Below are 10,117 nucleotides of genomic sequence, written 5' to 3' on the forward strand. Positions count from 1 at the left end.
TTTTTAACTTCTATCACGAGTGAGAAAGCTAAATTTGAAACATTGCCTAATAACCATGAGCTTATCAAAGTTTATTTTGATAGTTTTAAAAATGATGAAATTTTAGTTGTTTTTGAAGCAACATCAAATTATCATTTAGCACTTCAAAAGGCTTTATCTGATTTAAGTATTAGATATTGTGTTACAAACCCCTATAAATCATCTTTATTTTTAAAGCATCTTAGCACTATAAAAACTGATACAAGCGATAGTTATGGCTTGGCTGTTTATGCTAGGACTTTTAAAAGTGAGATTGCACCTGATAAATATAATACCGAGTATTTAGAGATAAAAAGTTACAATTCAGCCTTAAATTTGCTCCAAAAAATAAATACTCAACTTAAAAATTTTAAAAGCTCTCAAAAAACTTTAAATAATAAAGTAATTGATGACGTTATCGCAAATCTTATAAAAGAGATTGCAAAACTTCAAGCTATGCTTCAAAAACTAGCTTTTGATCTTGTTAAAAAAGCTATTCCAGAAACAGAAGAGATCATTAAAGAAAATAAAGGCTTCGGCATTGATCTCGCTTTAAATTTATTTCCACAACTGCATTTTAATAGGGATAAATCTGAAAAACAATTTATAAGTTTTATTGGTCTTAGTCCTAGAATTTTTCAAAGTGGCTCAAGTGTTCATAAAAGCCAAAAGATAAACAAAATGGGCAATTCTAATATAAGGCGTATTCTATTTATGACTGCATTATGTGCAATTCGTTTTAACGCTAAATTTAAGGCACGTTATGAGCGTTTGCTAGCTAATGGTAAAAAGAAAATGGTTGCTGTCGTTGCTGTTATGTGTGCGATAGTCCGTTATTTAAAAAGCTTATTCCCTTTTAATCCAGAAATAAAGGCTATTTAATGAAAAAAATTCATTATAAGCTAATCTTTTCAGTTCTTGAAATCCTATCATCTAAAAATTCTTTAACAAGGGCTGATATATGCGATCATTTAAAGATTAGCAAAGCTTATCTTTCTCAAATTATTAGTAATAGATACTTAATAAAAAATCAAATTTTTTCAAAAAGGATAAAAAAATGGCAAAAAATGCAACAGCTCCATTAATGGACAGCACAAGCGAAAATCTTTATAGAGAAATTTATCAATCTCTCAACCAAAATTTAGATTGTTTCGAGCAAAAGATTAAAGTCTTAAAGACTAAAAAGATCGATGGTAAGCAAAAGCTAGATAAAGATAACAATCCCATTGTAAACGAGCTTGGAGAGTTTGAAAAGTGGGATGATAGCTATGTTCTGACTTTTGTCGCTTTAAATAGCGGTGGTGAGCATACCACAAGGATAACGCAAGAGCAATACCTTGATCTAAAAGATGACGAAGTTTATATCGCTAGTGGTAAGATCGAATATAGGATTTATAAGGACGCTTATAATTCAACTCCAGTTATTGTTTTTAATAAATTTGTCCCTGCAATTGATAGTTTTGTCACGGCAATGCTAAAACTTGAAGCACTTAAAAATGGCTCGAATGCTTGAAAAATAGGGGCTAAACCTTAGCCCCGTGCCTAGACTATCAGCAAGGTTAGGCGGGACAAGCTGGGTTTTATTAAAGGTTTAAAAATGATATATAAAGACGATAGATTTAAAATACTTCATCAAGGTATCGATACTTTAGTTATAGGCGTAAATTGTATTGATGAAAAATTTTTTAATACAACTTTTTCAAGCTTTATTCGTAAGATAGCTACACTAAAACAACAAGCACAAAATTTACGCACATTTGGCGAAAAGTATATTTTGGATGATTTGGGCTTTGATTACGGAAATTTTAAAGTATCAAGTAAAGGCTTAGGTCAATATTTTGGATATTTTTCAAACGATGATATATTTTGCACCATTTCAGATACTAAATTTAAGCCAAAAGGGCTGTATCATTTAAAAATTCAATTTAGAAGCATATTTTTACTTAAATATGGACACGTTAGAGCCTATGAGCTTGTAAATAAATTTTTAAGTGATATATTTAAAGAGCATTTTAAAATAAGTGTTTTAAGGCTCGACCTTGCAACTGATGTAACTGGCATAAAATATACTCCACAAGATTTTTTACAATTTAGAAGTTTAAAAAGAGTTTCTAACTATTCAGATCAATATAAAAAAGATGACGATGATTTAATAATTGATGAAAATTCGCCAGTTTTTAATGATATAACCGAAATTAATGTCAATAATTTTATGCGTTTTACTCGCTTTGAAGGTGTAAGCTTCGGAAAAAATCCGCATATGTTTAGGGTTTATGACAAAATAAAACAAGTTCAAAGCAAAAATATTTCAACTCTAATTTTCACAAAATGGGAAATAAACGGCTTTAACCCTGCTGTTGATATGTTTGTATTTAGACATGAAGCGGAGTTTGGGCGATCTGCAATAAAAAGATTAATCCCTATTAATGAAAGTGATGAAATTGCTTATATTTTTAATCATTTGGGGGCTTTTTGGTCGCAAGGGCTTAGTATTTGTAAATGGTATGATCTAACTGATGATGAAATTAATCGTTTAACTGCTGGCACTATTCAAAGTGATAGTGCAAGAAAAATTTATCAAAGATGCGATTTTGATGATAATAGGCTTAAATTTTGGGATATGCTCTTGCCTTGGGGCGATGATAAATTTAAAGCTCTTACTATGCACGATCTTATTCAGTCAAAGGATATTAAAAAAGCAAAAATGGCTTTAAAAGCCTTTGTAAGTGCTGTTTATACTAATTTGGGTGTTAGTGGTGAAAATTTTTTATATGTTTTTACTAAAACACTTAAAGACCTTGAAAATGATGGTTTAACTCTTCACGAATACGGCTTATCAAAGCTTGCTGGCAATTTTTTAAAAAATGAAAAACTATAAAAAATCAGAATTTAGATATAGATAATCCTCTTTTTGATGTTTTTAACGCTTCTTTAAATGATTTTTTTGTTGCCATTAGCAAAATAAGAAATGATGATTATATTCATCCTATAACGAATGCTTTAAAGGGGTTTCAATGCAAAAATTGAACGCTTATGGTCTTTTGGTGTGTGAATTATTAGATAGTGGCAAGGATGTTATTTGTATTGATATTAAATGTCCTTTCGTTAAAAGGCTTTACGCCAAAAAGCTTGGTTTTATTTGGGCTGATATTGTTATTGGTAGTAGAAAGGCTTTTTACTCGGCTCTTGATGAATTAAATATTCTTTTTATTCAAACAAATTTGAAAAAGCTATTAGATAGTAAAGGCTATTCTTTGCGAAATGGTCGTAAATATATTTTTGCTGTTAAACAGCCTAGATTAGATTTATTTTAAAAAAGGGTTATAAAATGTTAAATATTATTAAAAATTTAGGTGCTTTCTCTTTAAGTGATAGCGGTTCTTTAATAAATAGTCTTAGTCAGTACCAGCCTTGTAATTATTCTTTAGATGATATTAAAACCATTCATCGTTGTAATGCTAGTGATCCGATATATCTTAAAGATATTTATTCTAACCAAATTTTTGTTAAATTGTTTGATTTTTTGGTTTATGGTGGCGATGATGAATTTTTTATTTGTGATTGTATTTTAAATCCTTTGGATGTTTCTGATATACGTTTTGCTATCTCTGGTCTTTACGTTGAAATTGAAAAGAAAGATATACCAAAGGGGCATAAACTTCTCTCTTCTGATTTTAATCTAGCTAATATTTTTTCTTCTGCTCTTCTTGATTTGCCATTTTCAACTATACAAAGTGATATTACTTTAGGAGCTTTTTCTAAAGGTCAAATCGTTCAAATTAAAGATTTTAGCTTGCCTTTTTATGTTTTAGGTTGCTCTTTATTGCAACTTGGTCTTAATAAATTTATTCTTTTTTACGATGTTTTTTGTCTTGATTATGAATTAGTAAAACTTGGTGTTTTTAGTGTTCGCCGAATTTTTGTTCCAGCTGGATTAGTTAGACCATTTAAATTTGATAAAACATTTTATAAGTATGTGATTGCTTTATATGCTTATATTTTTAAGAGTTCTGCCGTTAATTCTCTTGATTTATCTGATGTTGTTAAACAAATTTTTGAATATTCTGGCGAAGAAGATTTATTTAGTTTATTTTTAAGATTACGCAATGAAGCCGTTGAAAAGCAAGCTAAATCCGAAAGTAATGAGCCACCTATTTATTTATAAAGAAAGGGATTTTAAATAATGTATTCTGGTATTACTCAAGCTATTAGCAAAGTTAGTCAAGTTAATAGTGCTCTAAAAGCTGGTGGGGTTGCTGGTGCTATTGGTGCTGGTGCTAATTTTGATTTAAAAGATAACCCTGTTGCTGATATAACTGCTCTTGGTATTTGGGGCTTAAAAAATGTTTATAATAGTTTTTTTGATAAAAAAGAAAGTGTCGATGTTGATAAAAATATAAAAGAGCTTAGTGAATATTATGCTAAACAACGTGAAGCTAAAGCAATAGACACACAAAAAGAAAAAGAAAAACCTAAAGAAGATAATTTACCTAAGCCATCTGATAATGATAAGCCTAGTAGTGTCCCCCTAACTTTACTTGGTGTTTTAGATCAGCAAAATCATATATTAAAGCTTATGTCTTTAAATTTGGCTGTTTTAGGAGCTGTGAAAAATAATGCTTTTGATAAACAAGCTAGCGCTAAAAAAGATAATTTATATAATCAATCTCCAGAAATTCAAGGGCGTGTTACATTTGATAGAAAAACTGGATATTGGGTTGATCCTACTACTAAAACGCTTTATAATCCTTATACTGGCGATCGTATATATGATAATGCTTCGTCAAATACTGGCGGTAATTCCGCTGTTTCTACTGGTGTAGATTTTAAAGAAGTGTTAAAATCTCAAGAAAAAATTAATAGTGAAATTTCTAAATATATCTCAACTATTGGCGAAAATCAAAAAGTATATAATCAAAATTTAGAAAAGCTTGTTGTTAATTCAAAAGAGTATTCGCAAGCTATAAAAGATGGTTTGGCTGGTGTTAAGCTTAAAGCCAGTGTTGCTGTCGATAATAATTTAAACGCTTCTTTGGCTATTAATAAGCCAGTTGAAATTACTTTACCTAGTTCTTATGTCGATAATCAAAAAATACTTAGTGATAATTCAACTAAAACGCTTGAAATTTATAAAGAAAAAGCTGATTTTTATAAGACTTCGATTGCTGTAAAGGATCTCGATGGCAATACTATTGCTAACGCTTCGCCACGCGATATTGCTTTATCTCGTCAAGCTGTTCAGGCTCGTGTTTTAACTGATGAAAATAGTTTTGAATTAGATAGCGATGCTTTAAATTTATTTGATATACCTATCCCAAATTTTAAAGATTTGTTTGATACTGAATTACCTAGTAAAACTCTACTTAAGGATTTAAAATAATGGCTGATAAACGTTCTGAAGCTGGAAGAATTTTAAAGCTTGGCATTGATGAAATGTTTGAAGACTTAACCTATAGCGTTGCTTACGATCAAGTTTTATCTAAGTTAAAAAATAGTGGTATGGACGACGGAATTTTAAAGGATGCAATAAATAGCGGTGTTACTATTATGTTTAGCGCGGCTTTAGTAAAGTATATTCAACTTCAAGAAAGTGTTGTAAATAAAATTATGAGTATTGTTTATGCTGGTGTTGTGGCTTTACTCTCTCCTTTAGGTAGATATGCCAAAAATAAGCTTAGTAATATAAAAGGCGTTAAACTTAATAGAATGCTTGGTTTTTTAACTGGTAATTTTTCTGATCGTATTGGTGTTGCCAAAGTTTTTGTGGAGTGTGGTAATCAAATTATCAATACTAATAATTCTAATAGTTCAGCACTCCAAAATGTCAATACTGTTATTAATCAACGTCAGCATATTTTAGAAACTAAAAATCAAGAATTTAACTATGCAAAAGCAAAGGTTGATAATATAAATCAAACCCTACTTTTTAAGCTTTTTAGCTCTCGCTTTACTCCGCAAGATAAAGAAATTCTTAGACGTATAACTGGAAGTGATAAGATTGATATTGACGCTTTAAATCACGTTGCTGATTTTATGTTTGTTACTGATGATGCTGGTAACGTTTTGGGGCTTAGTGAAATGTTTATTACTATGATGAATGGACTAGGCTATTTTAATGGAAAGGATAAAAAGCATGGCTCTTGATTGTGAAAAAGCTTTTGAAGAAGAAATGAAGAAATTTGATAGTATTGGTGCTTGTCTTGCTCGTATTGAAAAAATATTAACTGACAACTTAAAAGATAAAAAAGATGATAAAAGTGGTTTAGCATCTTTGGATGAAACAAATCGTCTTTTAAAAATTCTTTGCCGTGATCTTGTAGGTAAAGAATAATGGTTTCTTTGCTGTGTGGTTGCTGTAATAAGAAAAAAGATTTTACTTTTTTTATTGAGAGAATATTATTTTTTCGTTCTAATACTGAAAATTTAAATGCTAGTATTGATGAAAAATATGATAAGAAAGATGCGCTTTTTGATTGCGGTTTTTCTGGTAATAGTTGTATTCGTGATAAGCGTATTTCTTCTCTTTTTGGTCTTGGCTTTTATTTTTCTGCTTATACTAATTCTAGCATTAAAAAGGCTAATGCCCCTTTACATATGCATTATAATAGCGATGATGCTGCCGATTATGAATATAGGGTAGGCACTGATTTTTTAACTCCATCTGGCAAGATCAATATTATGGATTTGCCTAGCTCTTCTGAAATTTCTTCTTATTTTGATAGTAATTTATTCTTTTCTTTTAGTGATCGATCTGATTACTTTTATTTTTGTATTCCTGCATCTTTTAATTATGCAAAATATACCAGCCGTCTCTCCTTTTCTGATTTTTCTTGTTATTCGTCTTCTAGCCCCTTTTTTAGAAGTGATCTTCGTCTTGGTCTTTTGGATTGTGACTATACTGGTATTCATACTGAAGCTTTTAATCTTTTTTCTATTTTTTCTAGTTTTGTTAATAAATCTTTTGTTTATGAATTTTCTGATTTTATTAATATATTTGAAAATTATCTCTCTTCTTTTTATTCTCAATTTTATAGCGATGTAACTAACTTTAATTTACAACATCGCTATTTATCAGTTTATCGATTTTCAAAAAAGGAGTATTATGCCTATCTACAAAATTACACAACAGCAAGGCAATAGGGTTATCACTTCAACACTTGAAGCCAAAAGTGTTTCCGATCTAATTGCTTTTTTAGATGCTGTTTCTACTGCTGAGATTAAGTATATTTATAAAGTCGAGTTCGAAACTCAAAAAACTAATTTTCCGTCTGATGACTTCAATTACAATAAGCAATTTAAAGCTTTTGTATCTAATAAAAATCGTATGTGCAAGCAAATTTTAATTCATAATGTAAAAAAGACTAAAAACGAAGCTGAAATATCTGCTTTAATTAAAACACATTTAGAAGTAGGCGGACTTGCTGTAAAGGGTGTTTCTTGTTCGCTTTTTATGGATAAGTAAAATTTTAATAATTTGTCTTTATAATTATTTCTTTATATAAAAAGGAGTTGCTCATGCTTAGAAAAATTGTTGCTTTTTGTTTGTTTTTTAATATTTCTTTCGGATATAGTTATTTTGATAATTTAAAAGAGTCTTTTATTAATATGTCAGATGTTGAAGCATCTGAATTTATTTGTAAAAATTATCCTTATGTTGTTATGGCTTCTGGTCGTTCTTATCTTAAGGGGTCTATTTGTTATGTCGATTATTCTCTTTATGATGATAAAAAATTGGCTGAAGCTGAAAACGTTTTAAATTATAAATTTTGTAATTATGATGAGTTGAAAGCGTTTTTACACTCTAAGGGCTCTTTAGAAGTTAAATTTTATGGATCAAATAAAAATTTACTCAAAACTATCCGCTATAATAAAGTTTCACGTATCCCTTGCTCTTTGATAAAATTTTAAATTTTTTTCTGTGTTGTTCTTGATAGATATTGTCCCCCCTCCCAAACACGGCGCCCACCGCTCTGCGGTGTGTGCCGTGTTTTCTTTTTTTCCTTTTAGTTTATTCTCTTTTTATTATCTTTTTTCTTTCTCGATCTTTTTATCTTCTTTAGTTGTTTTTTTGTTTGCGTTGTGGCGATAGTTTCTGCGATTGCTCGGATATCTTAAAACTTATAATTGTGTCTTTTTGCTAGCTATCGCCACGCAAACACCACGCGGACGAAAAACGCGAAAGCGTTTTGAGCGTGCTGAAGCGTCCTTAATCTAACCTTAATTATTTAACTTTCTCTTTTTTGCTTAATATTCTCTTGTTTAAAACGTTTTAACAAAAACAAGCAAATTTAAAAAAGTCGAATGACAAAAGAAAGGATAAAAAAATGTTAAGACAAACAATAGATGGACTTTATGCAAAAAGTCTTACTTTTTCTAGTGGTAGTGATGAAGATGCTTTACTTCCGCTTTTAGCTGGCAAAGTTGAAAGTTATTCAGTCTTTGGCGATGGTGGCACTGCTTTAGCTTCAACACCTGATCCACTTAATCGTAAAAATGTGATCGTTGGTGCTAAGACTGCGACTGGTAGAATTTCTACTATGGTAACTATCCCGCACGTTAAACAAAGTTATATGTTTCAAAATTTTCTTTCTGATTTTACTGGCAAATTAGATGCAAATTATGATACTGCTGTTAAATGCGATTATGTAACTTTGAAATTTGATAGACTTTAAGGAGTAAGAGATGTCTAAGTGTTTAGTTAAAAATACAATAAATAATAGAACTTATGGCTTTGCTTTGCCGTGCGGTGGTGCTGAAGCTAAAGCATTTTGTGATAATGCTCTTGAAGGAACTTACGTAATACTTTCTCGTGCTAACGAGCAAGGTAACTCAAGCGAAGCAAGCGTTATTGAATATACTATTACTGGTAAAAATACGGCTGGCAATAAAACTACTTTTAGCTTTTATACTAAGCCTAGTATCGATGAAGACCAGATCAAAACCGCTTTAGCTGGTAAAAAATTTAATGGCGTTAAGTTTGATGAAATTTACGTTATTAGTGCTAGAAAAGTAAAATAGTGTTTTCACTGTTAAATTTAAGCTCCCTATTTGGTAGGGGGCTGTTAATACATATATTTGCTTATTCTATTTTACTTCTTTATATTTCTTTTTTAAAGGGTGAAGTAAGAAACTATGATGCTAAAGTTAGCACTTTAAAAGCTCATTTAGCAACTGAAAAAGAATATACTAAAAACGCTTTTTTAATTATTGATAATCAAAATTTAAAAATTAAGCAATTAAAAATAGATAGCGAAAAAATATCTAAAGAAAATAATATTTTAAATCAAAAATTACAAAAACGTTTTAGCACTATCGAAACACCTAAAACGGACGACTGCTTAAGTAAGCTAAAATTTTACGATACTTTACTTTTAGAGTTTAGCGATGGCAATTATTCCAAATAAACTATTTTTCTTTTTCTTACTGTCTTATCTTGTTTTGTTTGTTGGCTGTTCTGCAAAATCTTCACAAGGTGCTATTAAAGAAGCTTATATGCCTATAGAATGTAACGTAACAATTCCAGATAAGCCTGCTTTTGATCCATTAAATCCAGAAAGTTTAAAAGATTTAATTATTTACTGCATACGAATAGAAGATTTATTAAAAGGCTGTGTAAATGGACAATTTAAACAAGGACGATAATTATTTAATTTTGGTTCTTTTTGTTGGATTTATAGCCTCGATTTTAAATCTTGAAACTAAAGATTTCTCTAAGATCAAATATAAAATTTTATCTTATTTGCTTAGTTTTTTAAGTTCTATGTTTTTATGTTGGATTAGTTATGAAATATTTTTTTTCTTTCTAAACAATATTAGAGTTTCGGTCGCTCTTGCTGGTTTTGTAACTTGGCGTGGCACTGATTGGATATATTCAAAAATTGATAAAGCCTTAGATAAAAGGATAGAAAAGGATTAACATGACACTTGGCGAGCATCAAGAAGCTTTTATGAAGGATGTTGAAAAACTTTTAAATTATATTCATTCTAATGGGTATTCTATAAGGGGTGGCGAATTAGAAAGGACACAAGCCCAGCAAGAAATTTATTATAATAGTGGTAAAAGTAAAACAATGAATTCAAATCATTTAAAAAGATGTGC

Annotated in this window: 17 protein-coding genes and 1 pseudogene; all 18 read left to right on the forward strand. The window is 30.0% G+C overall.

Translation table 11 applies throughout. The annotated features are described in order from the left end of the window. A partial coding sequence (locus tag A3835_09650) for a transposase (protein ORI09458.1) occupies positions 1–900 on the forward strand: 900 nt, incomplete at its 5' end. Further along, complete coding sequence (locus A3835_09655) at positions 900–1,103, forward strand: hypothetical protein (protein ID ORI09459.1); 204 nt, start codon at positions 900–902, stop codon at positions 1,101–1,103. The genes A3835_09650 and A3835_09655, both read left to right, overlap by 1 nt. Then, positions 1,076–1,531: a hypothetical protein gene (locus A3835_09660; GenBank protein ID ORI09460.1), complete on the forward strand. Its 456-nt coding sequence runs from the start codon at positions 1,076–1,078 to the stop codon at positions 1,529–1,531. The genes A3835_09655 and A3835_09660 overlap by 28 nt, the downstream gene beginning before the upstream one ends. Before the next feature lie 84 nt (positions 1,532–1,615). Continuing rightward, complete coding sequence (locus A3835_09665; GenBank protein ORI09461.1) at positions 1,616–2,896, forward strand: hypothetical protein; 1,281 nt, start codon at positions 1,616–1,618, stop codon at positions 2,894–2,896. A gap of 136 nt (positions 2,897–3,032) precedes the next feature. Continuing rightward, positions 3,033–3,332, forward strand: coding sequence for a hypothetical protein (locus A3835_09670; GenBank protein ORI09462.1), 300 nt, complete (start codon positions 3,033–3,035; stop codon positions 3,330–3,332). Between the two features lie 14 nt (positions 3,333–3,346). Continuing rightward, positions 3,347–4,183 carry a hypothetical protein gene (locus A3835_09675; GenBank protein ORI09463.1) on the forward strand — a complete coding sequence of 279 codons (837 nt, stop codon included), beginning with the start codon at positions 3,347–3,349 and terminating at the stop codon, positions 4,181–4,183. A gap of 18 nt (positions 4,184–4,201) precedes the next feature. Beyond that, positions 4,202–5,398 (forward strand): hypothetical protein, encoded by a 1,197-nt coding sequence (locus tag A3835_09680; GenBank protein ID ORI09464.1) that lies wholly within the window; start codon positions 4,202–4,204, stop codon positions 5,396–5,398. Next, the gene (locus A3835_09685; GenBank protein ID ORI09465.1) at positions 5,398–6,162 is read left to right on the forward strand and encodes a hypothetical protein; all 765 of its coding nucleotides are present in this window, start codon (positions 5,398–5,400) and stop codon (positions 6,160–6,162) included. The genes A3835_09680 and A3835_09685 overlap by 1 nt, the downstream gene beginning before the upstream one ends. Then, complete coding sequence (locus A3835_09690) at positions 6,152–6,349, forward strand: hypothetical protein (protein ORI09466.1); 198 nt, start codon at positions 6,152–6,154, stop codon at positions 6,347–6,349. The genes A3835_09685 and A3835_09690 overlap by 11 nt, the downstream gene beginning before the upstream one ends. Then, entirely contained in the window at positions 6,349–7,158 is an 810-nt protein-coding gene (locus A3835_09695) for a hypothetical protein (GenBank protein ORI09467.1), read from the forward strand. The genes A3835_09690 and A3835_09695 overlap by 1 nt, the downstream gene beginning before the upstream one ends. Continuing rightward, positions 7,121–7,480 carry a hypothetical protein gene (locus A3835_09700; GenBank protein ORI09468.1) on the forward strand — a complete coding sequence of 120 codons (360 nt, stop codon included), beginning with the start codon at positions 7,121–7,123 and terminating at the stop codon, positions 7,478–7,480. Before A3835_09695 ends, A3835_09700 begins: the two co-directional genes overlap by 38 nt. Positions 7,481–7,533: 53 nt before the next feature. After that, entirely contained in the window at positions 7,534–7,926 is a 393-nt protein-coding gene (locus A3835_09705; protein ID ORI09469.1) for a hypothetical protein, read from the forward strand. Between the two features lie 416 nt (positions 7,927–8,342). Then, a complete protein-coding gene (locus tag A3835_09710) occupies positions 8,343–8,690 on the forward strand; it encodes a hypothetical protein (protein ORI09470.1) in 348 nt (115 codons plus the stop codon). Positions 8,691–8,700: 10 nt separating this feature from the next. Then, a complete protein-coding gene (locus A3835_09715) occupies positions 8,701–9,036 on the forward strand; it encodes a hypothetical protein (protein ORI09471.1) in 336 nt (111 codons plus the stop codon). Then, a complete protein-coding gene (locus A3835_09720; protein ID ORI09472.1) occupies positions 9,036–9,422 on the forward strand; it encodes a hypothetical protein in 387 nt (128 codons plus the stop codon). The genes A3835_09715 and A3835_09720 overlap by 1 nt, the downstream gene beginning before the upstream one ends. Then, the gene (locus tag A3835_09725; GenBank protein ORI09473.1) at positions 9,403–9,660 is read left to right on the forward strand and encodes a hypothetical protein; all 258 of its coding nucleotides are present in this window, start codon (positions 9,403–9,405) and stop codon (positions 9,658–9,660) included. The genes A3835_09720 and A3835_09725 overlap by 20 nt, the downstream gene beginning before the upstream one ends. After that, positions 9,635–9,934, forward strand: coding sequence for a hypothetical protein (locus A3835_09730; GenBank protein ORI09474.1), 300 nt, complete (start codon positions 9,635–9,637; stop codon positions 9,932–9,934). The genes A3835_09725 and A3835_09730 overlap by 26 nt, the downstream gene beginning before the upstream one ends. A 1-nt stretch (position 9,935) precedes the next feature. Next, positions 9,936–10,117, forward strand: a pseudogene (locus tag A3835_09735) (L-alanyl-D-glutamate peptidase).

Source organism: Campylobacter concisus (assembly GCA_002092835.1).
GTDB classification, from domain to species: Bacteria; Campylobacterota; Campylobacteria; order Campylobacterales; family Campylobacteraceae; genus Campylobacter_A; species Campylobacter_A concisus_K.

Coding starts and splice junctions, on each gene's coding strand:
- A3835_09655 (ORI09459.1), top strand. CDS start 900: ATGAAAAAAATTCATTATAAGCTAATCTTTTCAGTTCTTGAAATCCTA.
- A3835_09660 (ORI09460.1), top strand. CDS start 1,076: ATGGCAAAAAATGCAACAGCTCCATTAATGGACAGCACAAGCGAAAAT.
- A3835_09665 (ORI09461.1), top strand. CDS start 1,616: ATGATATATAAAGACGATAGATTTAAAATACTTCATCAAGGTATCGAT.
- A3835_09670 (ORI09462.1), top strand. CDS start 3,033: ATGCAAAAATTGAACGCTTATGGTCTTTTGGTGTGTGAATTATTAGAT.
- A3835_09675 (ORI09463.1), top strand. CDS start 3,347: ATGTTAAATATTATTAAAAATTTAGGTGCTTTCTCTTTAAGTGATAGC.
- A3835_09680 (ORI09464.1), top strand. CDS start 4,202: ATGTATTCTGGTATTACTCAAGCTATTAGCAAAGTTAGTCAAGTTAAT.
- A3835_09685 (ORI09465.1), top strand. CDS start 5,398: ATGGCTGATAAACGTTCTGAAGCTGGAAGAATTTTAAAGCTTGGCATT.
- A3835_09690 (ORI09466.1), top strand. CDS start 6,152: ATGGCTCTTGATTGTGAAAAAGCTTTTGAAGAAGAAATGAAGAAATTT.
- A3835_09695 (ORI09467.1), top strand. CDS start 6,349: ATGGTTTCTTTGCTGTGTGGTTGCTGTAATAAGAAAAAAGATTTTACT.
- A3835_09700 (ORI09468.1), top strand. CDS start 7,121: ATGCCTATCTACAAAATTACACAACAGCAAGGCAATAGGGTTATCACT.
- A3835_09705 (ORI09469.1), top strand. CDS start 7,534: ATGCTTAGAAAAATTGTTGCTTTTTGTTTGTTTTTTAATATTTCTTTC.
- A3835_09710 (ORI09470.1), top strand. CDS start 8,343: ATGTTAAGACAAACAATAGATGGACTTTATGCAAAAAGTCTTACTTTT.
- A3835_09715 (ORI09471.1), top strand. CDS start 8,701: ATGTCTAAGTGTTTAGTTAAAAATACAATAAATAATAGAACTTATGGC.
- A3835_09725 (ORI09473.1), top strand. CDS start 9,403: ATGGCAATTATTCCAAATAAACTATTTTTCTTTTTCTTACTGTCTTAT.
- A3835_09730 (ORI09474.1), top strand. CDS start 9,635: ATGGACAATTTAAACAAGGACGATAATTATTTAATTTTGGTTCTTTTT.